Genomic DNA, 26,755 nt, shown 5'->3' on the forward strand with positions numbered 1-26,755 from the left:
CCGGCGCCCTCGAAACTGTCGGAAAGGGCATGAACGTGTCGGAATTGCAGTGGGACGAGATCGATCGACGCGCGGTGGACACCGCCCGGATCCTGGCGGCCGATGCGGTCGAGAAGGTCGGCAACGGTCATCCCGGCACGGCGATGAGTCTGGCTCCCGCCGCCTATCTGCTCTACCAGCGGGTGCTGCGGCATGACCCGACCGACACCGACTGGCTCGGCCGCGACCGCTTCATCCTGTCCGTCGGCCACTCGTCGCTGACGCAGTACGTGCAGCTCTACCTGGGCGGGTTCGGGCTCGAGCTCGACGACCTCAAGGCGCTCCGCACCTGGGGGTCGAAGACCCCCGGTCACCCCGAGTACGGCCACACCAAGGGCGTCGAGATCACCACGGGCCCACTGGGCCAGGGCCTCGCCTCGGCAGTCGGCTTCGCGTACGCCGCCCGGTACGAGCGCGGCCTCTTCGACCCCGAGGCCGCAGCGGGCACGAGCCCGTTCGACCACTTCGTCTACGTGATCGCGGGCGACGGCGATCTGCAGGAGGGCGTCACCAGCGAGGCCTCCTCGCTCGCCGGCCACCAGCAGCTCGGCAACCTCATCGCGATCTACGACTCCAACCAGATCTCCATCGAGGACGACACGAACGTCGCCTTCACCGAAGACGTCGCGGCTCGGTACGAGGCTTACGGCTGGCACGTGCAGACGGTGGATTGGAAGAAGACCGGCGAGTACGTGGAGGACGTCGCCGAGCTCCACGCCGCGATCGAGGCGGCCAAGGGCGAGACCGACAAGCCGTCGCTCATCATCCTCAAGACCATCATCGGCTGGCCTGCTCCCGGCAAGCAGAACACGGGCAAGATCCACGGATCGGCGCTCGGAGCCGACGAGCTCGCCGCCACCAAGAAGGTCCTCGGGTTCGACCCGGAGCAGACCTTCGTCGTCGCCGACGAGGTGCTGGAGCGCACGCGCGGCCTCGCGGAGCGCGCCGCCGAGGCCCGCGCCGCCTGGCAGGAGTCGTTCGATGCCTGGGCGGCCGCCAACCCCGAGCGCAAGGCCCTGCTCGACCGCGTCGAGGCCCACGAGCTCCCCGCCGACATCGCCGACGCACTCCCCGTCTTCGAGGCCGGCAAGGACGTCTCGACCCGCGCCGCGTCCGGCCAGGTCATCAACGCGCTGGCCGCGCAGCTCCCCGAGCTCTGGGGCGGCTCCGCCGACCTCGCCGAGTCGAACCTCACGACGATCAAGGACGCGCCGTCGTTCATCCCGGCTGAGTGGTCGACCCACGAGTGGTCGGGCACCCCGTACGGCCGGGTGCTGCACTTCGGCATCCGTGAGCACGCCATGGGCGCGATCGTCAACGGCATCGTGCTGCACGGGCCCACGCGCGCCTTCGGGGGCACGTTCCTCATCTTCAGCGACTACATGCGTCCGGCCGTGCGCCTGGCCGCGCTGATGAATGTGCCGAGCGTCTTCGTCTGGACGCACGACTCCGTCGCCCTCGGCGAGGACGGCCCGACGCACCAGCCGATCGAGCAGCTCGCGACGCTGCGCGCGATCCCGAACCTGGCCGTCGTCCGTCCCGCGGACGCCAACGAGACGGCCGCCGTGTGGCTCGAGATCCTCCGGCGCCACGAGGGCCCGGCCGGCATCGCACTGACCCGCCAGAACATCCCGGTGTTCCCGCGCGGCGTGGGCGAGGCCTCGGGCGACACCTTCGCCTCCGCCGCCCAGGCCGCCAAGGGCGCCTACGTCCTCGCCGAGGCGCCGAACGGCACGCCGGACGTCATCATCGTGGCCACCGGCTCCGAGGTGCAGCTCGCGGTGAACGCCCGCGAGGTGCTCGCCGGCGAGGGCGTGAACGCCCGCGTCGTCTCCGCCCCCTCGCTGGAGTGGTTCGCGGAGCAGGACGAGGCCTACCGCGAGAGCGTGCTGCCGGCGTCCGTCACCGCCCGCGTCTCGGTCGAGGCCGGTTCCGTGCTCACGTGGCGCGGCATCGTCGGCGACCGCGGACGATCGGTCGGCATCGACCACTTCGGCGCCTCCGCCGACTACAAGACCCTCTTCGAGAAGTTCGGCATCACCACCGAGGCCGTCGTCGCGGCCGCCCGCGAGACCATCAAGGAGAACGCATGAGCACCCCCACCGCCCAGCTCGCCGCCGCCGGCGTCAGCATCTGGCTCGACGACCTCTCGCGCACCCGCATCTCCTCCGGCAACCTCGCCGAGCTGATCGCGACGCGCAACGTCGTGGGCGTCACCACCAACCCGACCATCTTCGCGAACGCGATCACGGATAAGAACGACACGTCCTACGACGCGCAGGTCACCGAGCTCGCCGCGTCCGGAGCCTCCGCCGAGGACGCCGTGTTCGCCGCAACGACCCAGGACGTCCGTGCCGCGCTCGACGTCTTCCGCCCGGTGTGGGAGGAGTCCGGCCACGTCGACGGTCGCGTCTCGATCGAGGTCTCCCCCGACCTCGCCCACGACACCGACGGCACCGTGGCGCAGACCAAGGAGCTGTGGGACCGGATCGACCGGCCCAACCTCCTCGTGAAGATCCCGGCGACCAAGGCCGGCCTCCCAGCCATCACCGAGGCGATCGCGAACGGCATCAGCGTCAACGTGACCCTCATCTTCAGCCTGGAGCGCTACGCCGAGGTCATCGAGGCGTACCTCACGGGCCTCGAGCGGGCCAAGGACGCGGGCATCGATCTGTCTACCATCCACTCCGTGGCCTCGTTCTTCGTCTCCCGGGTCGACACCGAGACGGACAAGCGCCTGACCGCGATCGGAACGGACGCCGCCGCCGCGCTGAAGAGCAAGGCGGGGCTCGCGAACGCCCGACTCGCCTACGAGCTCTTCGAGAAGACGTTCGCCGAGAAGCGCGCGCAGGATCTCCTCACCGCCGGCGCCAACGTCCAGCGCCCGCTGTGGGCCTCGACCGGCGTCAAGGACCCGAACCTCCCCGACACGCTGTACGTGACGGAACTGGTCGCCGACGGCGTCGTCAACACGATGCCGGAGAAGACCCTCGAGGCGACGTTCGACCACGCCGTCGTCACGGGAGACACCATCACCGGCGGCTACGAGGAGGCCCGCGAGGTCTTCGCCGGGCTCGCCGAGGTGGGCGTCGACTTCGACGCCGTGACCGAGGTGCTCGAGGAGGAGGGGGTCGCGAAGTTCATCGACTCCTGGCACGATCTGCTCGCACAGGTCACCGAGGCTCTGGAGGCCCAGCGATGACCTTCGCCATCCACGCATCGGGCGCGGCGCGCGTCGCCATCGAGGAGACCGTGCCCGCCCTGGTCCACGACCTCGTCGCCTCCCGCATCACCGGCGGCGACGCTACGCTCTGGGGTCCGGCCGCCGAGGCCGAGGCGTCGGTCCGCCTCGGCTGGGTCGAGGCCGTCTCGGTCTCCCGCCCGCTGGTCGCCGAGATCGTCGCGCTGGGCGAGGAGCTCGCAGCGAAGGGCGTCACGCGCGTGGTGCTGGCCGGAATGGGCGGCTCGTCGCTCGCTCCCGAGGTCATCGCGCAGACGTCCGGCGTCCCGCTCACGATCCTCGACTCCACCGCCCCGGGACAGGTGCTCGCCGCGCTCGACGAGGGTCTCGCCGAGACGGTCCTCGTCGTGTCCTCGAAGTCGGGCTCCACGGTCGAGACCGACTCGCAGCGCCGCACCTTCGAGGCCGCCTTCCGCGACCTCGGCATCGACCCCACCGAGCGGATCGTCGTGGTCACCGATCCCGGTTCGCCGCTCGACGCCTCCGCACGCGAGGCCGGCTACCGGGTCTTCAACGCCGACCCGAACGTGGGCGGCCGCTACTCGGCGCTGACCGCCTTCGGCCTCGTCCCGTCGGGACTCTCCGGCGTCGACATCGACGAGCTCCTGGACGAGGCCGAGGCCTCGCTGCTCGAGGTGGCCGTGGACTCCGCCGACAACCCCGCACTCCGTCTCGGGGCCGCGATCGCCGCCACCAGCCCCCGCCGCGACAAGCTGGGTCTGATCACCGACGGCACGCACATCAAGGGGCTGCCGGACTGGATCGAGCAGCTGATCGCCGAGTCCACAGGCAAGGAGGGCACGGGCATCCTCCCGGTCGTCCTGCTCCCGGTCTCGCCGGAGCTCGACCCGGTCCCCGCCGACCTCCAGATCGTGCGTCTCGTCGACGACGCCAACGAGTTCCACCTGCACGAGCGGCACGAGGGCGAGATCCTCGTCAGCGGCACACTCGGCGCGCAGTTCATCGTCTGGGAGTACGCGACGGCCATCGCCGGGCACCTCCTCGGCATCAACCCGTTCGACCAGCCCGACGTCGAGTCGGCCAAGGTCGCCGCCCGGGGCCTGCTCGACGCCCGACCGGAGCCGACAGCTCCCGCATTCGTCGAGAACGGCGTCGAGGTCCGGGTCTCCGACCCCGCCCTCGCCGTGTCTGGCACCGTCGAAGGCGTGCTGGACGCCCTCTGGGCCCAGCTCCCCGCCGACGGCTACGTGTCGATCCAGGCGTACGTCAACCGCCTCGAGGTGCCGCAGCTCCAGGGCCTGCGCGAGCTCGTCGCCGCCGACTCCGGGCGCCCGACCACGTTCGGCTGGGGACCGCGCTTCCTGCACTCCACGGGTCAGTACCACAAGGGCGGCCCCGCTCAGGGCGTGTTCCTGCAGATCCTGGAGCGCACGGACGTGGACCTCGAGATCCCCGACCGGCCGTTCACGTTCGGACAGCTCATCCAGGCGCAGGCGGCCGGCGACGCGGGCGTGCTCGCGGAGCACGGACGACCCGTCGTCTCGCTGACGATCACCGAGTCCTCGGACGACGTGCTCGCCCTCTTCGAAGCCGCACAGAAGTAACCGCAGGAGAGCCCCCACCGATGTCTGTACCCATCTCGCGCGGGCACAACCCGCTGCGCGACCCCGACGATCGTCGTCTCAACAGGATCGCGGGGCCCAGCGCCCTCGTGATCTTCGGCGTGACGGGTGATCTGTCCCGCAAGAAGCTCATGCCGGCGGTCTACGATCTCGCGAACCGGGGGCTCCTGCCCCCGGGCTTCGCGCTCGTGGGCTTCGCCCGCCGCGACTGGGAGGACCAGGACTTCGCCCAGGTCGTCTACGACGCCGTGAAGCAGCATGCCCGCACGCCGTTCCGCGAGGAGACCTGGACGCAGCTGCTCCAGGGCATCCGGTTCGTCTCCGGCGAGTTCGACAACCCCGACTCCTTCCGCAAGCTGCGGGAGACCGTCGAGAAGCTCGACGTGGAACGCGGCACCATGGGCAACCACGCCTATTACCTCTCGATCCCGCCGAAGGACTTCCCGCTCGTCGCGAAGCAGCTCAAGGAATCGGGGCTCGTGGGCGAGGACGCGGACGACGACGAGCGCTGGCGGCGCGTCGTCATCGAGAAGCCGTTCGGGCACGACCTCGAGTCGGCGCGCGCTCTCAACGCGGCCCTCGAGGTGGCGTTCCCCGCCGACTCGATCTTCCGCATCGACCACTACCTCGGCAAGGAGACGGTGCAGAACATCCTCGCGCTGCGCTTCGCCAACGAGCTGTACGAGCCGATCTGGAACCGCAACTACGTCGATCACGTGCAGATCACGATGGCCGAGGACATCGGCGTCGGCGGTCGTGCGGGGTACTACGACGGGATCGGCGCCGCCCGCGACGTCATCCAGAACCACCTGCTCCAGCTCCTCGCGCTCACGGCGATGGAGGAGCCCATCAGCCTCTCCGCCGAGCATCTGCGGGCCGAGAAGGAGAAGGTCCTCGCCGCGGTGCACGTGCCGGAGGATCTCTCCCTCGCCACCGCGCGCGGGCAGTACGCCGGAGGCTGGCAGGGCGGCGAGAAGGTCACCGGCTTCCTCGACGAGGAGGGGATGAACCCCGAGTCGACGACGGAGACCTACGCGGCCATCAAGCTGGAGATCGACACCCGACGCTGGGCCGGCGTGCCGTTCTACCTGCGGACGGGCAAGCGCCTCGGCCGTCGGGTGACGGAGATCGCCGTGGTGTTCAACCGCGCGCCGCAGCACCTGTTCGGCCGCGGCAACGCCTCGGAGCTCGGGCAGAACGCCCTGGTGATCCGCGTCCAGCCTGACGAGGGCGTGACGATCCGCTTCGGCTCGAAGGTGCCGGGCAACGGCACGAACGTCCGCGACGTGACGATGGACTTCGGCTACGGCCACGCGTTCACGGAGGCGAGCCCGGAGGCGTACGAGCGTCTGATCCTCGACGTCCTCCTGGGCGATCCGCCGCTGTTCCCGCGGCACGAGGAGGTCGAGCTCTCCTGGAAGATCCTCGACCCGGTGGAGAAGTACTGGGCCGCCCAGGGCGGTCCGGTGGAGCAGTACGCGCCCGGCTCGTGGGGACCGGCCTCGGCCGACGACCTGCTGGCCCGCGACGGACGAGTCTGGAGACGCCCGTGATCATCGACCTTCCCGACACGACCGTCAGCCAGGTCGCCAAGCAGCTCGTCAAGGTGCGCGAGGAGGGCGGCGCCGTCGCCCTCGGCCGTGTCCTCACCCTGGTCATCGCCGCCCGCAAGGGCGTCGCGGAGGCCGCGATCGACGCGGCGAACGATGCGTCGCGCGAGCACCCGATGCGCGTGATCGTGCTGACGACCGGCGACGGTGAGTCCCGCCTCGACGCGCAGATCCGCGTGGGCGGAGACGCCGGGGCCAGCGAGGTCGTCGTGCTGCACGCGCACGGCGCCGCCGCGAGCAACGAGGAGAGCCTGCTCACCGGGCTGCTCCTCCCGGACGCCCCGGTGGTGGCGTGGTGGCCGGACGAGGCCCCCACCTCTCCCGCGACCTCGCCGCTCGGCCGCATCGCCCAGCGCCGGATCACCGACGCCGCCACGTCTCCGGACGTCCGCGACCGGCTCGCCCTCCTCGGACGCACGCACGCCCCCGGCGACACCGACCTCGCCTGGACGCGCCTCACGCACTGGCGCGAGCAGCTCGCCGCGGTGCTGGACCAGCCGCCGTACGAGACCATCACCGCCGTCGAGGTCCGTGGCGGGAGTGCCTCGCCCTCCACGGCGCTGCTCGCCGCCTGGCTGCAGATGGCCCTGGACGTCCCGGTGCGGTGGTCGTACGAGGACCCGGAGCACTGGCAGGAGGGCATCAAGTCGGTGCGCCTCACCCGGGAGTCCGGCGACATCCTCCTCGAGCGCCCGTCGCCCGGCGTCGCCGTGCTCACCCAGCCGAACCAGCCCGACCACGACCTTCACCTGCCGCGGCGGACGCTGCGCGAGTGCCTCGCGGAGGAGCTGCGCAGGCTCGACCCCGACGTCCTGTACGGTCGAGTGATCACGGAGGGCTGGGAGAAGCTCGGTCCGCCCGAGACAGGAGAGTGACCTCGATGCCGGGATCGTCCGCAGAGAAGCGGGTCGTGGTCGAGGCCACCCCCGCCGCCCTCGCCCTCCGGGTCGCCGATCGCTTCCTCACCCGTGTCCGCGCGCGGACACGCAACGGCCGTCTGGCTCACGTCGCCCTCACGGGCGGGTCGATGGGCGGTGCGGTCCTGCGCGCCGTCCGGGAGAACCCGCGATCCGCCGAGATCGACTGGTCCCTCGTCCACTTCTGGTGGGGCGACGAGCGATATGTGCCGCGGAACGACCCGGACCGCAACGCCCTCCAGTCCCGGGAGGCACTGCTCGACCACCTCGACGTCCCCGCGGAGAACGTGCACGAGGTCGCTGCCTCGGACAGCGGTCTCGACCTCGATGAGGCCGCCGCCGCGTACGCCGCCGAGCTCGCCCGCTTCGGCACCGAGGACCACCCGTGGCCCTCTTTCGCCGTGTGCTTCCTCGGCGTCGGCCCCGACGGCCACATCGCGTCGCTCTTCCCGGACCGGGAAGAGGTCACCGTGACCGATGCGGCGGCGCTCCCCGTGCGGGACTCCCCCAAGCCCCCGCCCGAGCGCGTGACCCTGACGCGTCCGGTGCTCAACGCATCAAAGCGGGTGTGGCTGGTTCTGACGGGTGCCGACAAGGCATCGGCGCTCGGCCTCGCTCTCGCCGGCGCCAGCTACACGAGCGTTCCGGCCGCCGGGGCGAAGGGCCGGAAGCGGACGGTGTTCTTCGTCGACGAGGCAGCGGCGTCCGAGGTCTCCCCCGACCTCATCGACCAGGCCTACTGAGCGTCCGGGCCGCGTGTCTCACGCGGGTCAGGCTGCTCCGGCGCGCCCGATGCCGGAGCAGCCGGCGGGGTGGCGGGATCGCTTCCCCGGGTGATGCCGAGCTCCTGGCTCTCGCTGAGCACCTGCGGGTGGAATCGCGCGAGCCCGACGACGCCCCAGACGGCGATGCTGCCGGCGACGCCGAAGATGATGAAGACCCACCACGGAGCCGCCGCCGCCTCACCGAGCACGAGCATGCCGATGAGCACGGCCACCATGGGGTCGACCACCGTCAGACCGGCGATGACGAGGTCCGGCGGACCGGAGCTGTAGGCGGTCTGCACGAAGTACGCGCCGACGGCACCCGCCGAGAGCAACGCGAGCAGGCAGACCGCGGTGATCCACTCGAACTGGCCCGCCTCGATGCGCTTGATGATGACCTTCGCGAGGGTGGCGACGAAACCGTAGAGGATGCCGGCGCCGATGATGTAGAACAGCGCCCGCATCCGGTGCCGGAGGATGAGCCAGCACGCCCCGAGCACGATGATCACGACGAGCAGGATCGCGAGGATGACGAACAGCTCGCGGTCCGTGACCTCCTTCTCCGTGGCGTAGATCGCGGCGAAGAACACGAACAGGAAGATGCCGCCGACACAAGCGATGATCGCGGTGAGCGACTGCCGCGTGGGGGCGTGGCCTGAGATGCGGGCGTTGAGCAGCGTCGTGATGACCAGCGCGATGGCGCCGAGCGGCTGCACCACGATGAGGGGCGCCTTGACGAGGGCGGCGAGCTGGCAGACGATCGCGAGGCCCAGCATGAGCGTCCCGATCACCCAGGACGGGCGGGTGAACAGGCGCTTGAGCTGATCGAAGCTGAGGCCGGCGGCGCCGTCGGAGCCGCCGAGCCGCTCGACCTTCTCCACGCCCCGATGCTGGTACTGCGCGCCGAGCGACATGAACACCGCACCGGCGAGAGCCAGAGGGATTCCCAGGAGCAGGCCGGGGTTCTGGAACGCGCCGACCAACTGGTCGCCGACGTCCTCGACCGTCCCCATCCACACCCCTGCGCTCACAGTACGACCCTACCCGGAGAGTGCCGCCGACTAGGGTTGTGACGTGGCTGTCCTTCCGATTCGCATCATGGGCGATCCCGTCCTGCACTCCCCCGCCTCCCCCGTCGAGGCGATCACCGACGAGATCCGCGCCCTCGTCGCCGACATGTTCGAGACCATGGACGCGGCACCCGGCGTCGGCCTCGCCGCTCCCCAGGTGGGGGTGCCGCTGCGGATCTACACGTACTCCTATGTCGACGACGACGACCAGCCGTGGCGCGGTGTGCTCATCAATCCGGAACTGTGGATGACGCCGATGGAGCCGGGCGCGCCCGACCCCGAGCTGGAGTCCGAGGGCTGCCTGTCGTTCCCCGGCGAGCGGTTCCCGCTGCGTCGGTCCGACCGGGTGCGGGTGACCGCGACGGACCTGGACGGTGACCCGGTCGCGCTGGAGGTGGACGGGTGGCGCGCTCGGATCATGCAGCACGAGTTCGATCATCTGGACGGCGTGCTCTACATCGACCGCCTCTCGGACTCCGACTGGAAAACGACGCAGAAGATCGCGCGCAAGCGCGGCTGGGGGCGTCCGGGGGCCAGCTGGCTCCCCGGCGTGGACGACCTCGAGGGCTGACCGCATTCAGCCCACGCACAGCATCCTTCAAGTTGCGTCATAGACTCCGGGCACTATAGCGTGTTCGCGGCGGGGATATTCAGCATGCCCCGCGTCACGCTCTGAAGGGGAAATCCATGATGAAGTCGCGCACCCGTCGCGCACTCGTGCTCACCGGTTCGGCCGTCGCCGTCTCGCTCGCTCTCACCGGCTGCAGCGCGATCAACAGCATCCTCGGCGGCGGTCGCGCCGACGCCGACCGCGACGAGGAGACCGGCCAGGTCACCGAGAGCGCGAACATCGACGTCTTCTCGGTGAAGCTCGGCGACTGCATGCTCGAGACCGGCTCCGGGATGCTCACCGACGCGAACGTCGTGCCGTGCTCCGAGCCCCACGACGAAGAGGTCTTCTACGAGATCAAGATGGACGACGGCGACTACTCGGAGGATGCCATCAGCGCCGCCTCCGAAGGCTGCATCGGCGACGCGTACACGTCCTTCGTCGGCGTCTCCTACCAGGAATCCGCCCTGGACGTGACCACGCTCACCCCCAGCAAGGACTCGTGGGAGCAGGCCAACGACCGCGTGATCCAGTGCATCATCATCGACCCGGCCGGACAGGTCGAGGGGTCGCTCAAGGGCGCCGCGCGCTGATCAGACCGCGTCTTCACGAAGGGCTCCGCCGCGAGGCGGGGCCCTTCGTCGTCCGTGCCACGGCTCAGCCGTCAGCGGCGCGGAGGGCTAGCCACGCCGCGACGCGATCGTCCGGATCGGACAGCGAGAGACCCGTGAGGTCCTCTATCCGTCGGACGCGGGTCGTCAGCGTCTGGCGGTGGATGCGCAGCCGCGCCGCGCTCTCGCTCCACGCCCCGTTGCTCGCGAGGAACACCCGGAGCGTGTCGAGGAGCTCGGCCGACCGCTCGGCCGCGCGCAGCGGGTCGAGCAGACGCGCGAGGCGCGTGGTCTGATCCGTATCCAGGGCCCCGAGCACGAACGACACCGTCGGGATGGCCTCGTAGCGGACCACGCGTTCACCCCCGGTGCGCGCGGCTTCGCAGGCGTGCCGCGCCTCGTCGATGCTGCGCGCGAGAGCATCGGTGCTTGCCGGTCGGCCGAGGCCGAGATAGAGGGTCGACGCGAAGGCCCTGGCGCGATGCGCGATCTGGTCGGCATGGTCCTCGCGCACGACGCCCTGGACGATTCCCCGCTGCGACGTGAAGACGTGCTCCGCGCCTAGCTCGTCGAGCCAGAGGCCGAGCAGATGCTCGACATCGACACCGCTGGTACGGGAGGCGAGGGCGAACCCCACCAGCACGCGCTCGTGCACGCCCCAGCGGCGGAGCAGACGAGTGGCCTCCTCCCCTCCCTCGCGCACGGTCTCGAACATCATCGAGCGGCCCAGGCGCTCCAGCTGGCTGCTGTCGCGGGTGCGCATCAGGAGATCGAGCAGCGCCGCGGCCTGCGAGCTCAGTTCCCGACCGCGGCCGGAGCTGTCGTTGCGCGGAGCGGTCACGAGCTGCGCGGTGATGTCCTGGCCAGGACCGACCGGGTGCACCTGCAGGGCACGATGCCGCACCCGCACCGGGCGGCCGACGGCGACGGCGATCGCATCGTCGATGTGCAGGCTCCCGGCACCGGCCGTGGTGATGACGTCGCCGTGCCGATCCAGGAGTACCGCCCACCCGTCGATGCGGTGCGCCAGTTCCGCGATGACGCCGGTGATGCCGCTGCGTCGCGCCGCCAGGGTGAGCACCCGCATCGCCGAGGTGATGGCGCGAGCCTCCGCCGCCTGATCGACGGCAAGGAGCGAGGTCAGCGTCGGGACGAGCAGCGGCGGCGGCAGGGGGACCCCGACGATGGCCGTGATCTCCGCGTCCCGCAGGGTTTCGCGAAGGCGGGGGCTGTCGGCGCTGGTGACCACCACGGTCTCCCGCAGCGCGGCCCGGCGGTCGCCGTCGACGCCGAGGAGCGCGGCCTCCTCGGCCACGACGAGCGTCGCATGGAGCGGATCCACCGGCGGACCGAAATCGTCGAGGGGAAGGACCGCGTTGACGGGCCGCGCACCGGGAACGGCGCCGGGCAGCAGCTCCGCGCGGAGATAGCGGGCCACGGAGGCGACGTCACGAGCCACCCTCCGATCATACAGATTGTCGAAGGACAGCCATTCGATTCACTCTTCTGTCGGATGCCGAGGCCTTCCGCTCTCTCCTAGCATCGTGCGCATCCCCACTTCCCGAAGGATGTCATGAAAGCTGTTGTCTTCCGCGACCCCCAGTCGCCCATCGAGTTCGTCGACGTCGACCTCGCCCCGCCCCGCGCCGGTGAGGTGCGCGTGCGCATCGCCGCCGCCGGCGTCTGCCACTCCGACCTGCACGTCAAGCGCGGCGAGTGGGATGCCGCCGCTCCCCTGGTCATGGGCCACGAGGGCTCCGGTGTCGTCACCGAACTCGGCGAAGGCGTCACCACCCTCGCCGTCGGCGACCACGTCGTGCTGAGCTGGGTGCCGCCGTGCGGCGAGTGCCGCTACTGCCGCGCCGGTCACGAGGCCCGCTGTCAGAAGGTCGCGACCGTGGTCGCTCCCCTCGGCGTGCTCTTCGACGGCACGTCCCGGCTGAGCCGCGACGGCGAGCAGCTGCACCACTACCTGGGTGTCTCGTCCTTCGCGGAGGAGGTCGTCGTCCCCGCGTCCGGAGCAGTGAAGGTCCGTGACGACGCACCCCTCGACGTCATCGCCGTCGTCGGCTGCGCGGTCGCGACCGGCGTCGGCGCCGTCCTGAACACCGCCGCCGTGGAACCGGGGTCGACCGTCGCCGTCATCGGCTGCGGCGGCGTGGGGCTCAACGTCGTCCAGGGCGCCCGACTCGCTGGCGCCGAGCGCATCGTCGCGATCGACGTGCGGCCGGAGAAGACGCAGATGGCCCTGCAGTTCGGGGCCACGGACCGCATCGACGCCTCCCAGGGCGATGCCGTGGCCCAGCTGCGCGAGCTCATCCCGGACGGCGTCGATTACGCCTTCGACGCGATCGGCCGCACCTCCACGACCGAGCAGTCCATCCAGATGCTCGGGCTCGGCGGCGCCGCCGTCATCGTCGGGCTGCCACCCACGGGAGCACGTGCCTCGTTCGAGCCGCTCGTCCTCGCCGAGGCCGACCAGCGCATCCTCGGCTCGAACTACGGCTCGGTGCGACCGTCGATCGACGTCCCCGCGCTCGTGGACCGCTACATGGACGGACAGCTCAAGATCGACCCGCTGATCTCCGGTCGCCGCCCGCTCTCCGAGGCCGCCGCCGCCCTGGACGACCTCGACGGCGGCTCGGCACTGCGCACCCTCCTCATCCCCTGACCGCCGCCCGCGGCCCATCCCTGAAACCCGAAACCAGGAGAACCATGTCAGACACCGTCGTCGCCCCGCCTGGCGCCCCGCAGGATGCCGGTCTCCGCACCGGCGTCATGAGCGGACCCGAGCTCGCCGCCCAGGCCATCGCCAACATCGCTCCCAGCGCCGTCATCGCCTTCACGGCCGCCGCCATCTTCCTCGGCGCCGGGAACGGCACCATCTACGCCTTCGCACTGGCCACCATCGTGATCCTGTGCGTCGGCTACTGCGTGGTGGTGTTCGCCCGCAAGCACGCCTCCGCAGGCTCGCTGTACACCTATGTGTCGAAGGGCCTCGGCCCGTTCGGCGCCTTCCTCGCCGGCGTGACACTGCTGATCGGCTGCTTCGGCATCGCAGCGGCCTCCCTCAGCGGCTCGGTCAGCTACATGGGACAGTTCCTGAGCATGCTCGGCCTGCCCGCCCAGGGGCTCGGGTGGGACATCGGCCTGGCGATCGTGCTCGGTGGGCTGGCGACGCTGTTCACCATCCGCGGTATCCGGCTCTCCGCCCGGGTCTCGCTCGTCCTCGAGCTGCTCTCCGTGGGCATCATCCTCGTGCTGCTCATCGCGGCGCTCGCGTGGGCGGGCCCCTCGGCCTGGGACCCCGCCCAGGTGCTCGCGACCGGCTCGTCGTTCCAGGGCATCGCGTCCGGCATGGTCCTGGGCATCCTGGGCTTCGTCGGCTTCTCCTCTGCAGACGCCCTCGGCCGCGAGGCCAAGGAGCCGTACAAGGCGATCCCCCGCGCCATCATGTGGAGCGCCCTCGGCGTGGGCGTCCTCTACGTCTTCGCCGCGTACACGCAGATCGCGGTCCTCGGCGACGACCTCGCCACCGCCGCGAGCCCGCTGGAGAGCATGTCCGCCCTCATCGGCATGCCGGGCTGGTTCGCGGCCGTGCTCACGTTCGGCGTCTCGGCGTCGTTCTTCGCGGTCGTCGTCGCCCCGCTCAACGTGATCGGCCGCATCGTCTACGTGATGGGCAAGGAAGGCGTCGTCGCGGAGCGCTTCGGCCGCACGCACGAGCAGCACCTCACGCCGCACCGCGTGCTCATCCTCGCCGGTGCCGCGGCGATCACGGTCGACATCGTGCTGCTGGTGGCGGGGGCGGCGACGGGCGACATCCTCGTCTGGGTCAACACCTGGGGCACCTACGGCTACATGGTCGCCTACGCCCTCGTCGCCATCGCCTGCGTGGTCTACACGCAGCGGGCGAAGATGCGGAACGGCCTCGTGAAGGTGTGCGCCACGGTCGCGGTCGTGACGATGGCGTACGTCTTCTTCGCGAACGTGTGGCCCGTGCCGGCCTTCCCGTACAACGTGATCCCCTATGTGTTCCTCGTCACCGTCGCCCTCGCGCTCACCCGGTACGCCTACCTTGCTCGTCGTCGCCCTGACGTGATCGCCCGGATCGGCAACACCGAGACGAGCGCCATGGAGGGCGTCGGCTGAACCCTCCGCCAGGACACAGGAAGAGCCCCGCCGCCAGGAGGGGCTCTTCCTGTGTCCTGGCCTGCAGACGAGCGGCCCGGGAACAGCTGTGGGAGTGGATGTGGCACGCAAGCTACGCGTTCACGCTGGACTTACTCAACAACCACGCACCCGAACAAGAGACGTGTGCATGCCGTTTGATGCCATGTACCGCGCGATCAACATCCCACTTCTAGAGCCGCGTCGGGCGGTCTAGTCGGCTACGGCCACTGGTGGGGTTATGACGAACATGACTGACTGAGGATCATCGACTTTCGTGGATCGCAGGCCAGGCACGTCTCTGGCCTTGCGCATGTTTGCGAGGACCGACCTACGTTCGTCGATGTAAACGGGGTTGATGAACGACGGCTGGGACGAGCCCAAACTACGTCTACCGCTCTCTGGACGGGTTTCGTCGATCGACTCCCTCGCCGCGGGAACCGCCGAAAGGAGCTTGAGCAGTGCTTCCTCGTACGCAAAGAGATCGAACCGCTCCGCGCCGTAGAGGATGTGCCCTGTCACCGGAAGGAAGGTGCGCATGTTGGCGTGCAACGGTGTGGGTGCGGACTCGACAGAGTCGTTGAGTCGGTCAGTGTGGTACATCATGTACGCGATGTAGAGATCGCTGATTGAAGCTACACTATCGTTCTCAACTGCTCGATCGAGCCGTTCATCGATGTGCTCAACCGGATCGCGGACCGCACGGATAGTGAGCAGCACGGAGTTGTCGGGGATGTCCAGCAACGATCGCAGTCGGTCGCCCCGCGCATTCGAGCTCGCCTGCGCTTGCTTCTTGGTCAAGGAATGTCGCGGATGGACGCCCAGAGGCTTCAGCAGGCGAGAGAGAACAATCCCCGCCGTCAGCGCGCCTTGCAGATCAGCCCAGACCTCAAGCGGGTCGGAGACATTGCTCCACACACTCAGATCCCCGGGCTCACCCTCGCGCGCCCACACGCGGCGCAGATGGATCAGGGCGATCTGAGCTTGCGCAGCGCACGCGGTCACGTACGAGTGCTCGCCCTTGACCTTGTCCTCTGAATTGAGCGAGGTCATGGGAACGGAATACCCGGACGGAGTCACCACTACAGCTTGCCGCACTGTTCCGACATCACACCCGGCGCGCGCCCCGGCCGAAACAAGAGCGCTGATTTCGCACTGACTCACGATTCGGGGAGCGGAAAAGGTAGAAGGCCCGGACACTGGCTTTGCTCAGTGAATCCGGGCCTTCTCGTTGGCTCCCCGGCTTGGACTCGAACCAAGAACCTGCCGGTTAACAGCCGGCTGCTCTGCCAATTGAGCTACCGAGGAATGTGCACCGCGGTGCGGGCAACTCGTCAAGCTTAGCAAACTCGGGACGCTGTTCGTGACACCGGGCCGCCTTCCGTGACCCTCGGGCGTGTCGCGCTCAGCGGCGGGAATCCGACTCCGCGTTCGGCACCCAGAGCAGGTCCTTGCCGACGCCACGCGCGACGACGTGGCCCCCGCGCAGCATGAGCGTCTCGGCGTTCAGTTCCCGGATGAAGTCCGCGTCGTTGGTGACGAGGAGAGCCGCCATCCCCTCCTCCTTGCGGCGCCGGGTGATGGCGTCGAAGACGACCGGTCGCACCTCCAGATCGAGGTTCGCGAGAATCTCGTCGGCGATGAGCACCCGCGGCTCCAGCACGAAGGAACGGGCGATCGCGACCCGCTGGCGCATGCCCGCGCTGAGCTCGTAGGGGAACTTCGCCGCGGTCCCGAGCGGCAGGTGGAGCTCATCCAGGAGCGTCGCCACCCGGATGGAGAGCGCGCGGGTGTTGACGCGCTTCTCCCGGATGAGGATCGGCTCGGCGATGACCTCGTTGACCGTCAGCTGCGGCGGCAGATCCGCCCCGGCGCCCTGGGGCACGAAGCCCGTGCGATAGGTGAGGATGCGATGCTTGCGACCCGGACGACGGATGTCGATGCCGCACACCTGCGCCCGCCCGCCGACGACGCGCACCGAGGGATCCGTGGAACCTGCAAGCGCGGCGACGAGGGTCGACTTGCCCGAGCCGGTCGGTCCCGCGACGCAGATGAGCCCGCCGGGGGCGAGGGAGAACGTCACGCCGTCGACCGCGCGATTGGGCGTGCCGTGACCGATCCGGTCGATGACCAGATCGGAGCACTCGATCGCGTTCGAGGATTCGGGCGTACGGGGCATATCTCCATCCTGCCGTCTCGTCCGGGACCGTTCCGGTTACGACTCGGCGAAGAACCGCTGGCGCTCCACGTCGATGTCCCGCAGCCGCACCCGCAGCGCGCGTCCGCCGTCGGAGTCCGCGGGGACGCGCTGGACCGCGCCCAGCAGCTCCTGCTTCTCGTGCTCGAGCTGGCGCACGACCAGCCGTCGGGCGAGATCCGTCGCGGACGCCACCGCGCCGGCCTCATCCCGCGCCGGGAACGGCGTCATCAACAGCTCGCCCGCGAGCGAGCGGTACGGCTCGCGCACGCTGTTCACCGCGTCCGTCACCCATCCGGCGCGGCTGCGGTCGGGGGCCGCGGCGACCGCCTCGCGCACCGCATCGAGGCCGGGCGTGCGGAACGGCTCCGCCAGGGCGCGGGTCAGCAACGCGGCATCGATCTGATGACCGTACTGGAGGGCGCCCATGAGCGCGTCGCGCTCCACGGCGACGTCGGGCGAACGGGGCAGGCTGGCGAGCGTCACGGCCGCGACGACCGGTCCGCCCGTGGCGGGATCGACCCGCGGCGAGGCCTCCCGACGCGGCTGAGGAGCGGCGGCCTGCGCACCGCGCGCGGCGCGCTCGACCTCCCCGTGCACCTCGGTCGGGTCCATGCCGAGACGGCGTGCCAGCACCCGCTCGTAGCCGGGGCGCAGGAGGCGATCGCGGATCTCCGCGACGATCGGGGCCGCGGCGCGGAGGGCGCCGACCCGGCCCTCGACCGTGGCGAGGTCGAATCCGGCGAGCTTGCGGTCGATCGCGAACTCGAACATCGGCTGCTTCGCGTCCATGAGACCGCGCACCGCCGCGTCACCGCGCTGCAGCCGGAGGTCGCACGGATCGAGGCCGTCCGGTGCGACCGCGACGAATGTCTGCGCGTTGAACCTGTCGTCCTCGGTGAACGCGCGCAGGGCGGCCTTCTGCCCCGCCTCGTCGCCGTCGAAGGTGAACACCACCTCCCCGGACGCGTTGTCGTCGCCCATGACCCGGCGGAGGACCTTGATGTGCTCGGCGCCGAAGGCCGTGCCACAGGTCGCGACCGCGGTCGTCAAGCCCGCGAGGTGGCAGGCCATCACGTCGGTGTAGCCCTCGACGACCACGACCCGGCGGGGGTCGCCGCGAGCGATGTCCCGCTTGGCGAGGTCGAGCCCGTAGAGCACCTGCGCCTTCTTGTAGATCGGGGTCTCGGGGGTGTTGAGGTATTTGGGGCCCTGATCGTCGTCGAAGAGCTTGCGGGCGCCGAAGCCGATCGTCTGCCCCGACACATCGCGGATCGGCCAGACGAGCCTGCCACGGAAACGGTCGTACACGCCGCGCTGTCCTGTCGAGACGAGGCCTGCGGTGCTCAGCTCCTCGCGCGTGAACCCCTGCGCGGTCAGCGCCTTGAGCATGCCGTCCCAGCCACGGGGGGCGAAGCCGACGCCGAAATGCGCCGCCGCGCCGGCGTCGAAACCGCGCTCCCCGAGGAAACGGCGGGCGGCCTCGGCATCCGGGGACAGCAGCTGGGCGCGGAAGAACTCCGCGGCCGCCGTGTTCGCTGCGTACAGGCGGCTGCGACCACTGGTCTCCGGCGCCGGGCCGCCGTCTTCGTAGTGGAGGGTGTAGCCGATCCGGCCCGCGAGCCGCTCCACCGCCTCCGTGAAGCTCACGTGGTCCATGGCTCGGAGGAAGGAGTACACGTCGCCGGACTCCCCGCAGCCGAAGCAGTGGTAGTAGCCGACCTGCTGACGCACGTGGAAGCTGGGGCTCTTCTCGTCGTGGAACGGGCACAGCCCCTTGAGCGAGCCGACACCCGCGGACTTGAGGGCGACGCGCTCCCCCACGATGTCGGCGATGTTGGTGCGGGCCTTGACCTCGTCGACGTCGGCCTGCCGGATCCGGGGCATCAGCGTGCGCCTTCTGCGATGGGCCGCCTCTCGACAGGCGTGCGCGCGCCGGGGCGCGCGTGACGCGGCGTCCAGATGCCGACCTCCGCCGGGTCGATCTCGCCGACCAGCCGGTTGTGCCAGTCGATCGCACTCTGATCGGTCAGGCTCGCGATCTGGTCCACGACCACGCGCGCCCGCTCCGCGTCGCCCTCGGCGGCGACGAAGTCGGCTGCGAAAGCGGGCTCCAACACGTCGGCGCCGGCCGACCACAGGGTGTCCGTCGACCACAGGGCGTCGGCCAGCCGCTTGAGGACCCTCCGCTGCTCCTTATAGACACCCTTCCTGGCATCGATCGTGACGATCGCCTGCCCCATGATCCCCTTGAGCACGGCGATCTCGACCTCGACGACGCGGGGCACGATCACGTGCGCGTTGTAGCGGACCAGGCGCGTGCCTCCGAAGGCCTCGCGCGTGGCCGAGACAGCCGCGCGGGCGAACCGGCCGATGAGGTCGCTGGTGAGGTTCTTGAGCCGGGCGAGGTCCTGTCGGGAGCGGTCGAAGGACGCGAGCCACATCGGCTGCGAGGCGAGCCGGTAGAGGGCGTCGGCGAGCTCGTCACGCGTGAAGTCGTAGCCGACCCACTGCTGGATCCGACTGAGCAGGGCTTCGTGGGCCGCGGGGTCGGCGAGCTGAGCGACGTCGACGTACCCGTTGACGATCGCGTCCTCGAAGTCATGCACCGAGTAGGCGATGTCGTCGGAGAGATCCATGATCTCCGCCTCGATGCAGCGCAGCCGCCCTGGCGCTCCCTCCCGCATCCAACGGAACACCGCCTCGTCCTCCGGGTACACGCCGAACTTGAGCCGGCCCCCGGGGTCGGGGACGGGACTGTCGACGGTCCACGGATACTTGCAGGTCGCGTCGAGACTCGCGCGCGTGAGGTTCAGGCCGACGGAGGCGCCGTCGGCGTCGAGCACCTTCGCCTCGAGCCGGGTGAGGATGCGCAGCGACTGGGCGTTGCCCTCGAAGCCGCCGATGGCCTCGGCCCACTCGTTCAGGGCCCGCTCCCCGTTGTGGCCGAACGGCGGGTGGCCGAGATCGTGGCTCAAGCACGCGGTGTCCACCACGTCCGCAGAGACGCCGAGAGCGGCCGCGAGCTCTCGGCCGACCTGCGCGACCTCGAGCGAGTGGGTCAGGCGATTGCGGGCAAAGTCGGCCGTACTGGCGGGGCTGAGCACCTGCGTCTTCGCGGCGAGCCGCCGCAGAGCCGCGGAGTGCAGCACCCGGGCGCGGTCGCGGGCGAAGTCGTCTCGCTCGGAACGATGGGTCTCCGCGATGAAGCGCTCCGCGTCGCGCGGGTCGTAGCCGTCGGCGCGTGCGCCGACCCGGGGGTCATCCGCCACTGTTCTCGATCTCCGCTCCACGCATCATCTCCGACGCCGACGAGGCGAGCTCGCGCGACTCCAGCCACTTCTCCGGAAGGGCGGTCTTCTTCGGGTGCCCCGCGCGGCCGCGCTGCCCTTCGGCGTCCGCTCCCGGATACGGGGCCGCGCGATCGAGCCGGCCGAGGAGGTCGTCGATCTCCTGCAGGCTCGAAGCCGTCGCGAGCCCGGTACGGATGTCTCCGCCCACCGGGTAGCCCTTGAAGTACCAGGAGACGTGCTTGCGGATGTCGCGGCAGCCGCGGTCCTCGTCCTCGAAGAACTCGACGAGCAGCTCCGCGTGCCGGCGGAAGGCGTCGGCGACGAAGCCGAGGGTCGCGTCGACCGTCTTGCCCTCTCCCCCGAACGCGAGGGCGAGCTGCCCGAACAGCCACGGCCGTCCCAGGCACCCGCGGCCGACGACCACTCCGTCGCAGTCGGTCTCCGCCATCATCCGCACGGCGTCGTCCGCCGACCAGATGTCGCCGTTGCCCAGCACGGGGATGCTGGTCACGGCCTGCTTGAGCTCGCCGATCGCGCTCCAGTCGGCGTGACCGGAGTAGAACTCGCTCGCAGTCCTGGCGTGCAGAGCCACGGCGGCGGCTCCAGCGTCCTCGGCGGCCCGCCCGGCGTCGAGGAACGTGAGGTGGTCGCGGTCGATGCCCTTGCGCATCTTCACCGTCAACGGGATGTCGCCGGCGGCCTTGACGGCCTGATCGACGATGTCCGAGAAGAGCTTCGACTTCCACGGCAGCGCCGCTCCGCCGCCCTTGCGCGTCACCTTCGGAACCGGGCAGCCGAAGTTGAGGTCGATGTGATCCGCGTGGTCTTCCGCGACGATGATGCGGACGGCCTCGGCGATGGTCTTCGGATCGACGCCGTAGAGCTGGATGGACCGCGGTGTCTCCGACTCGTGGTGCCGGATCAGTCGCATGGTCGTCTCGTTGCGCTCGACCAGCGCACGCGAGGTGATCATCTCGCTGACATAAAGGCCGGCCCCGTACTCCCGGCACAGGCGTCGGAAGGCCGTGTTCGTGATCCCGGCCATCGGCGCGAGGACGACCGGCACGTCGAGGTCGATCGGGCCGATGCGGAGGGGGCGGGCGGGGGCGGTGGCGAGAGTCATGGCGTGTCCATTCTCCCAGACCCGGAGCCGGTGGGGATGCGGCGACCTAAGCTGTGCATATGACCGATCGCGCGCTCCGTTCCATCCCCTTCACCGACGCCCAGGGGCAGGAGAAGACACTGGACGATCTCGGCGCCGACGTGGTGCTCGTGGTGAACGTCGCCTCGAAGTGCGGACTCACCCCGCAGTACGAGCAGTTGGAGGAGCTGCAGCGCCGGTTCGGCGACCGCGGCTTCACCGTGGTCGGCTTCCCCTGCAACCAGTTCTTCGGCCAGGAGCCCGGGTCGGTCGACGAGATCCTCGAGTTCTGCTCCACGACGTACGGCGTCTCCTTCCCGGTGAACGACAAGATCAAGGTCAACGGCAAGAACGCCGCCGAGCTCTACAAGGCTCTCAAGGAGACACCGGACGCGGGCGGCAAGGCCGGCCGCGTCGAGTGGAACTTCGAGAAGTTCCTCGTGCTGCCGGACGGCGACGTGCTCCGCTTCCGGCCGAAGCAGAAGCCCGACGCCCCAGAGATCGTCCAGGCGATCGAGGCCGCGCTCCCCCGCTGAGCATCGTTCACCTCTGCGTCACGCGCGCACCGCGTCCCGGCGCCGTACGCGGCCGCCCGCGTTCACCTTCCGGTCTCCCCGTCGACATGTGGCGTCCCTAGTCTCACCGCGGCGACACGCGCCGAAGACGAAGGAGACCACGCATGCCCGACCGACTGCCCCTCAGCCGGCGAACTGTCCTCACCGCGGGAGCGCTCGGTGCGCTCGGTACCGCCCTCCCCCTCGGCACCGGAGCCGCCGCAGCGACGATCGCCCCGGCGTCGCCGGGTGGCGGGCAGGCGCGGAGCCTGCGCTTCCGCGCGGACGGCACCTTCACGGTGGTGCAGTTCAATGACACGCAGGACGACGAGCTCACCGACCGTCGCACCGTCGAGCTGATGGAGAAGGTGCTCGACCAGGAGAAGCCGGACTTCGTGGTCATCAACGGCGACGTGATCACGGGCGGCTGCGAGACGCGGCTGGCAGTGAAGCAGGCCATCAACAACGTCGTCATGCCGATGGAGTCCCGTCGCATCCCGTGGGCGGTCACCTACGGCAACCACGACGAGGACTCGCTGCCGCAGTCCGGTGTCGACGAAGCCGGGATGCTGAAGATCTACCGGTCGTACGAGTACAACGTGAACGCCGAGAACACCCGCGGCGTGACGGGTACGAGCAACACGATCGTGACGATCGGCTCCGCCGCCAAGAAGAACCGGGAGGCGTTCGCCCTCTGGCTGATGGACTCGGGCCGCTACGCGCCGGACGCCATCGACGGCCAGGACTTCGCCGGTTACCCGGCCTGGGACTGGCTGCGCATGGACCAGGTCGCCTGGTACCGCGACCAGTCGCAACGGCTGGAGCAGCGCAGAGGGCGCAAGGTACCCGGCCTCATGTTCCTCCACATCGCACTGTGGGAGCACCGCTTCATGTGGTGGGGCGGTGTGGACACCCGAACGGCGGCCGACGCCGCTCGCGGCAAGGCCCGCCACGGCATCGTCGGCGAACGCAACGAGGACGAATGCCCCGGGCCGTTCAACTCGGGGATGTTCAACGCGATCCTCGAACGCGGCGACGTGAAGGGTGTGTTCGTCGGGCACGACCACGTCAACGATTACATGGGCGACTACTACGGCGTGATGCTGGGCTATGCCCCGGGGACCGGCTTCGGCGCCTACGGTCTGGCCGGCGCCGAGCGCAATCGCCTCCGGGGCGGCCGGGTGTTCGAGCTGACGGAGGCCGGCGAGGAGGTCACGATCGCCACGCGCGTCGTCTATGCGCGGGACCTCGGCATCGACCTGACGGCGAACGATCAGCCGATGGAGCCGCTCCCCCTCGGGCCGCGCCAGCAGCGCCTCTGAGCCCGGGCAGCAGAACGGCGGGGACCTCCGACCCGGGGTCCCCGCCGTCGTCTGTCGGTGCGGGTCAGGCCTCGATGGCCGTGCTGCGCTGCGCCCAGAGGTCGCGGATCACGTTCTCGAACGCCGCCGGCGGCTGCGCGCCGCTGATGCCGTACTGGCCGTCGACCACGAAGAACGGCACCCCCTGGATGCCATACGCGCGAGCCTGCGCCTGGTCCTGACGGACGTCGGCGAGGTACTGCTCGCTCTCAAGTGCGGCGCGGGCGCGATCGGCATCGAGACCGACCTCGGCGGCGAGGGCGACGAGATCGTCGATGCGTCCCACGTGCTTGCCCTCGGTGAAGTAGGCGGACATGAGCCGCTCCTCCATCTCGTGCTGGCGACCCTCGGCCTTCGCGAAGTGCAGCAGCTCGTGCGCCTTCACCGTGTTCGTGTGCTGCAGCAGGTCGAACCGGTACTGCAGGCCCGCGTTCGCGGCGACGTTCGTGACGTTGGCGAGCATCTGCTCGACCTGCGTGCGCGGCATGCCCTTGTGGCCGGAGAGGAAATCGACCTCATCGCCGTCGAAGTCGACCGGGGTGTCCGGGGAGAGCTCGAACGAGTGGAAGGTGACCGTGACCTGCGGAGCGTCCTCGTCGGCGGAGACCGCTTCCAGACCCTTCTCAAGGTTGCGCTTGCCGATGTAGCACCAGGGGCAGGCGATGTCGGACCAGATGTCGATGGAGATGGGTTCAGTCACACCGGGGACAACCGTCGGCGCGTCCGACGTATTCCGTCAGTAGAATCCTCGGATGCTCTCCGCCGACGATCCGCTGCCCTTCCAGCCCGCACGGGTGCTCGTCGCGGGCGTCACCGGGTCGGGGAAGACGACTCTGTCCCGACGGCTCGCCGCCCTCTGGGACCTCCGTCACGTGGAGATCGACGGCCTGTTCCACGGGCCGGACTGGACCCCGCGGGCGGAGTTCCTCGACGACGTGCGCGCCTTCGCCGCGGAGGAGCGCTGGGTGACCGAGTGGCAGTACACGAGCAAGGGCACCGACGAGATCCTGACTCCGAGAGCGCAGCTCGCGCTCTGGCTCGACTACCCGTACCGCGTGGTGCGGTCGCGTCTGCTCCGGCGCACCCTCAGCCGCAGCATCCTGCGCACCCGGATGTGGAACGGCAACGTCGAGAAGCCGATCTGGCGGATGCTGGGGGCCCCGCCGGAGGAGAGCATCCTGGCCTGGCAGACGGCGACGCTGCACAAGTGGTCCGAACGTTTTCCCGCGGTGCAGGAGCGCTTCCCCCACCTCACGATCGTGCGACTCACGCATCCGCGCGAGACGGAGTGCTGGCTGCGGGCTCAGGCCGAGGTCGGGGTGTCCACCGCGCCGCCGAAGCGCCGGTCCCGGGAGAGGTAGACCCCGATCGCGCGCCAGAGCTCCTCGCGCGAGAAGTCGGGCCACAGGGTGTCGAGGAACACCATCTCGGCGTAGGCCGACTGCCACAGCAGGAAGTTGGAGGTGCGCTGCTCCCCCGAGCTGCGCAGGAACAGGTCCACGTCCGGCATGTCCGGGACGTAGAGGTGACGACGGATCGTCTTTTCGCTGATCGCGTTCGGCTTCACCCGCCCGGCCGCGACATCGGCCGCGATGGCCCGCATCGCGTCGACGAGTTCAACCCGGCCGCCGTAGTTGACGCACATGGTGAGGGTGAGCACGTCGTTGTCGCGGGTGAGCTGCTCGGCGTACTGCAGCTCCTTGATGACGCTCCCCCACAGACGCGGCTTGCGCCCCGCCCACCGCACGCGCACACCCCACTCGTTGAGCTGATCGCGACGGCGGTGCAGCACATCGCGGTTGTACCCCATGAGGAAGCGGACCTCCTCGGGCGACCGGGCCCAGTTCTCGGTGGAGAACGCATAGACGGAGAGGTGCTTCACGCCGGCCTGGATGGCGCCGGCGACGACGTCGAGCAGCACCTCCTCCCCGGCCTTGTGGCCCTCGATACGGTTGAGGCCGCGGCGGTTCGCCCAGCGGCCGTTGCCGTCCATGACGATGGCGACGTGCTCCGGGACGGCCGGGAACGCGGGCGGGTACACGCCGGTCCAGTCGAGCGGCCGGTACGGCACGGCGTCCTTGTGCGTGTAGGGCTTCGGGCTCACCGTGCTCCTTCTCCGGGGGTGGACGACACGTGCGCGAGCGAGCGGATGCCCCGCTCCAGGTGCCACTGGGCGTACGCCGCGACGAGACCCGAGGCGGCGGCGGTGTCGGCGTGCGGGGCCGCGTCGATGAGGTCCCAGTCGCCACGGATCAGCGCACGCAGCAGTGTGAGTGTCTTCTCGGCGATCCGCGGGCTGCCGGCGGGCGCGTCGGCGTGACACACGAGTCCGCCCAGCTGCGCGACGAAGACGGAGTGCGGCCCCGGAGCCCCGCAGCGCGCGCAGTCCTCGAGGGACGGCGCCCACCCGGAGAGGGACATGACCCGCAGCAGGTACGAATCGAGGATGCTGCGCGGGGCGTGCTCGCCGCGGGACAGCGCCCGCAGCCCTCCGACGAGCAGGAGGTACTGCTCCGGGGTGGCCTCGGCGTCGCTGAGGCGGTCGGCGGTCTCGACCATGGCGTTCGCGGCGGTGAACCGATCGTAGTGCGCGGCGATATCCGTGCCGTAGGCCCCGAGCGACTCCGCCTGCTGCACGATGTCGAGCGAGCGGCCTTCGTAGAGCTGCACGTCGGCGACCATGAACGGCTCGAGGCGGGAGCCGAACTTCGAGGAGGTGCGACGCACGCCCTTGGCGACCGCGCGCACCTTGCCGTGCCGCCGGGACAACATCGTGACGATGCGATCCGCCTCACCCAGCTTGTGGGTGCGCAGGATCACCGCTTCGTCTCGGTAGGTGGGCACCCTTCGATTATCCTCCGTGCGCGACAATGGACGCGTGACCGAACCGCTCTTCACCATTCCGCTGTGGGCGGACCTCCTCGGCGTCGGCCTCGGCGGAGTGCAGGGCGCGATGTTCGCCGCCGGATTCCAGGGGCAGCGCCGGCTCGACTGGCTAGGCGTCGCGATCATCGGGATCATGATCGGCATGGGCGGCGGTCTCATCCGCGACATCCTGCTCGGACAGACACCGGCCACCCTGCAGAACCAGTGGTACCTGGTCACCGCAGCCGGTGCGGCCCTGCTCGGCATGCTGCTGGCCGGACTCTTCACGCGGCTCAACACGGCGATCGTGGTGCTGGACGCCGTCGTGATCGGGATGTTCGGCGCCTTCGGGACGAGCAAGGCCCTCGCCTTCGGCATCCCCGAGGTTCCCGCGGTCTTCATCGGAGTCTGCGCCGCGGTCGGCGGGAGTGTGCTCCGCGACATGCTGATGGGCCTGCCGACGGCGATCATGCACGTCGGCTCCCTGTATGCCGTGGCTGCGGCCGCCGGCTGCACGTTCATCGTCGTCGCGAACGCCGTCGGGATGCCCATCCCCCTCGCAGCCGTCATCGGCATCGTCGTGACCGCCGTGATCCGGATCCTCGCGGTGACATTCGACGTCTCGCTGCCGGAGCAGCGGCGGCTCTACCGCCGCAAGGTCGCCGCGGAAACCGGTGCGATCCCGATCGTGAAGCCCCGGGACTGACTTCGAATCGCGCGATTGGCTCC

24 protein-coding genes and 1 tRNA gene are annotated in these 26,755 nt (G+C 69.9%); 14 read left to right on the plus strand and 11 right to left on the minus strand.

Features of this window, described 5'->3' with window-relative positions; genetic code table 11:
- Positions 1 to 35 precede the first annotated feature (35 nt).
- From tkt to pgl, 6 genes are read left to right on the plus strand one after another with little or no spacing between them, the layout of a single operon-like run.
- Positions 36 to 2,132, plus strand: a complete 2,097-nt coding sequence (tkt, locus tag WFJ36_RS05695; RefSeq protein WP_336642970.1) for a transketolase — start codon at positions 36 to 38, stop codon at positions 2,130 to 2,132.
- A complete protein-coding gene (tal, locus tag WFJ36_RS05700; RefSeq protein ID WP_336642859.1) occupies positions 2,129 to 3,241 on the plus strand; it encodes a transaldolase in 1,113 nt (370 codons plus the stop codon). Before tkt ends, tal begins: the two co-directional genes overlap by 4 nt.
- Positions 3,238 to 4,845: a glucose-6-phosphate isomerase gene (locus WFJ36_RS05705; RefSeq protein WP_336642860.1), complete on the plus strand. Its 1,608-nt coding sequence runs from the start codon at positions 3,238 to 3,240 to the stop codon at positions 4,843 to 4,845. The genes tal and WFJ36_RS05705 overlap by 4 nt, the downstream gene beginning before the upstream one ends.
- Positions 4,846 to 4,865: 20 nt before the next feature.
- On the plus strand, positions 4,866 to 6,416 hold the full coding sequence (zwf, locus tag WFJ36_RS05710) for a glucose-6-phosphate dehydrogenase (protein WP_071329489.1): 1,551 nt from the start codon (positions 4,866 to 4,868) through the stop codon (positions 6,414 to 6,416).
- On the plus strand, positions 6,413 to 7,348 hold the full coding sequence (locus WFJ36_RS05715; RefSeq protein WP_060921903.1) for a glucose-6-phosphate dehydrogenase assembly protein OpcA: 936 nt from the start codon (positions 6,413 to 6,415) through the stop codon (positions 7,346 to 7,348). Before zwf ends, WFJ36_RS05715 begins: the two co-directional genes overlap by 4 nt.
- A gap of 5 nt (positions 7,349 to 7,353) precedes the next feature.
- Complete coding sequence (gene pgl / locus WFJ36_RS05720) at positions 7,354 to 8,133, plus strand: 6-phosphogluconolactonase (protein ID WP_071329609.1); 780 nt, start codon at positions 7,354 to 7,356, stop codon at positions 8,131 to 8,133.
- Here the strand turns inward: pgl and WFJ36_RS05725 are convergent.
- Entirely contained in the window at positions 8,127 to 9,167 is a 1,041-nt protein-coding gene (locus tag WFJ36_RS05725; protein ID WP_336642971.1) for a DMT family transporter, read from the minus strand. The genes pgl and WFJ36_RS05725 overlap by 7 nt on opposite strands.
- Positions 9,168 to 9,228: 61 nt before the next feature.
- On the opposite strand from WFJ36_RS05725, the gene def reads away from it, so the two are divergent.
- Both def and WFJ36_RS05735 read left to right on the plus strand, forming a co-directional pair.
- A complete protein-coding gene (gene def, locus WFJ36_RS05730; protein WP_083391788.1) occupies positions 9,229 to 9,795 on the plus strand; it encodes a peptide deformylase in 567 nt (188 codons plus the stop codon).
- 116 nt (positions 9,796 to 9,911) lie between these two features.
- Complete coding sequence (locus tag WFJ36_RS05735) at positions 9,912 to 10,427, plus strand: hypothetical protein (RefSeq protein ID WP_071329492.1); 516 nt, start codon at positions 9,912 to 9,914, stop codon at positions 10,425 to 10,427.
- 64 nt (positions 10,428 to 10,491) lie between these two features.
- On the opposite strand, the gene WFJ36_RS05740 is transcribed toward WFJ36_RS05735, so the two are convergent.
- The gene (locus tag WFJ36_RS05740; protein ID WP_071329493.1) at positions 10,492 to 11,904 is read right to left on the minus strand and encodes a PucR family transcriptional regulator; all 1,413 of its coding nucleotides are present in this window, start codon (positions 11,902 to 11,904) and stop codon (positions 10,492 to 10,494) included.
- Between the two features lie 114 nt (positions 11,905 to 12,018).
- Here WFJ36_RS05740 and WFJ36_RS05745 point away from each other — a divergent pair, with 114 nt between their 5' ends.
- Entirely contained in the window at positions 12,019 to 13,116 is a 1,098-nt protein-coding gene (locus WFJ36_RS05745) for an alcohol dehydrogenase catalytic domain-containing protein (protein ID WP_025103665.1), read from the plus strand.
- Between the two features lie 44 nt (positions 13,117 to 13,160).
- A complete protein-coding gene (locus WFJ36_RS05750; protein ID WP_071329494.1) occupies positions 13,161 to 14,597 on the plus strand; it encodes an APC family permease in 1,437 nt (478 codons plus the stop codon).
- A gap of 231 nt (positions 14,598 to 14,828) precedes the next feature.
- On the opposite strand, the gene WFJ36_RS05755 is transcribed toward WFJ36_RS05750, so the two are convergent.
- From WFJ36_RS05755 to dusB, 6 genes are all read right to left on the minus strand, one after another.
- Positions 14,829 to 15,668 (minus strand): hypothetical protein, encoded by an 840-nt coding sequence (locus tag WFJ36_RS05755; protein ID WP_336642861.1) that lies wholly within the window; start codon positions 15,666 to 15,668, stop codon positions 14,829 to 14,831.
- A gap of 179 nt (positions 15,669 to 15,847) precedes the next feature.
- A tRNA-Asn gene (locus tag WFJ36_RS05760) sits at positions 15,848 to 15,923 on the minus strand.
- A 97-nt stretch (positions 15,924 to 16,020) separates the two neighbouring features.
- Positions 16,021 to 16,794, minus strand: coding sequence for an ATP-binding cassette domain-containing protein (locus WFJ36_RS05765; protein ID WP_025103667.1), 774 nt, complete (start codon positions 16,792 to 16,794; stop codon positions 16,021 to 16,023).
- Positions 16,795 to 16,830: 36 nt separating this feature from the next.
- The gene (gene dnaG / locus WFJ36_RS05770) at positions 16,831 to 18,699 is read right to left on the minus strand and encodes a DNA primase (RefSeq protein WP_336642862.1); all 1,869 of its coding nucleotides are present in this window, start codon (positions 18,697 to 18,699) and stop codon (positions 16,831 to 16,833) included.
- Entirely contained in the window at positions 18,699 to 20,084 is a 1,386-nt protein-coding gene (locus WFJ36_RS05775; protein WP_071329496.1) for a deoxyguanosinetriphosphate triphosphohydrolase, read from the minus strand. The genes dnaG and WFJ36_RS05775 overlap by 1 nt, the downstream gene beginning before the upstream one ends.
- Positions 20,074 to 21,228 carry a tRNA dihydrouridine synthase DusB gene (gene dusB, locus WFJ36_RS05780; RefSeq protein WP_071329497.1) on the minus strand — a complete coding sequence of 385 codons (1,155 nt, stop codon included), beginning with the start codon at positions 21,226 to 21,228 and terminating at the stop codon, positions 20,074 to 20,076. The genes WFJ36_RS05775 and dusB overlap by 11 nt, the downstream gene beginning before the upstream one ends.
- A gap of 59 nt (positions 21,229 to 21,287) precedes the next feature.
- On the opposite strand from dusB, the gene WFJ36_RS05785 reads away from it, so the two are divergent.
- A complete protein-coding gene (locus WFJ36_RS05785; protein WP_071329498.1) occupies positions 21,288 to 21,782 on the plus strand; it encodes a glutathione peroxidase in 495 nt (164 codons plus the stop codon).
- Positions 21,783 to 21,925: 143 nt separating this feature from the next.
- Positions 21,926 to 23,122, plus strand: coding sequence for a metallophosphoesterase family protein (locus tag WFJ36_RS05790; RefSeq protein WP_071329499.1), 1,197 nt, complete (start codon positions 21,926 to 21,928; stop codon positions 23,120 to 23,122).
- A gap of 64 nt (positions 23,123 to 23,186) precedes the next feature.
- Here WFJ36_RS05790 and WFJ36_RS05795 read toward each other — a convergent pair whose 3' ends face one another.
- Positions 23,187 to 23,861 (minus strand): DsbA family oxidoreductase, encoded by a 675-nt coding sequence (locus tag WFJ36_RS05795; RefSeq protein WP_336642863.1) that lies wholly within the window; start codon positions 23,859 to 23,861, stop codon positions 23,187 to 23,189.
- 52 nt (positions 23,862 to 23,913) lie between these two features.
- On the opposite strand from WFJ36_RS05795, the gene WFJ36_RS05800 reads away from it, so the two are divergent.
- Positions 23,914 to 24,522, plus strand: a complete 609-nt coding sequence (locus WFJ36_RS05800; RefSeq protein ID WP_071329501.1) for an AAA family ATPase — start codon at positions 23,914 to 23,916, stop codon at positions 24,520 to 24,522.
- On the opposite strand, the gene WFJ36_RS05805 is transcribed toward WFJ36_RS05800, so the two are convergent.
- The gene (locus WFJ36_RS05805) at positions 24,465 to 25,265 is read right to left on the minus strand and encodes an isoprenyl transferase (RefSeq protein ID WP_071329502.1); all 801 of its coding nucleotides are present in this window, start codon (positions 25,263 to 25,265) and stop codon (positions 24,465 to 24,467) included. The genes WFJ36_RS05800 and WFJ36_RS05805 overlap by 58 nt on opposite strands.
- Positions 25,262 to 26,005, minus strand: coding sequence for a DNA repair protein RecO (gene recO, locus WFJ36_RS05810; RefSeq protein ID WP_025103676.1), 744 nt, complete (start codon positions 26,003 to 26,005; stop codon positions 25,262 to 25,264). The genes WFJ36_RS05805 and recO overlap by 4 nt, the downstream gene beginning before the upstream one ends.
- A 34-nt stretch (positions 26,006 to 26,039) precedes the next feature.
- Between recO and WFJ36_RS05815 the strand changes: the two genes are divergently transcribed.
- Positions 26,040 to 26,732, plus strand: coding sequence for a trimeric intracellular cation channel family protein (locus WFJ36_RS05815; RefSeq protein WP_071329503.1), 693 nt, complete (start codon positions 26,040 to 26,042; stop codon positions 26,730 to 26,732).
- The last annotated feature ends 23 nt before the right edge of the window (positions 26,733 to 26,755 follow it).

Source organism: Microbacterium sp. MMO-113 (assembly GCF_037148555.1).
Lineage (GTDB): Bacteria > Actinomycetota > Actinomycetes > Actinomycetales > Microbacteriaceae > Microbacterium.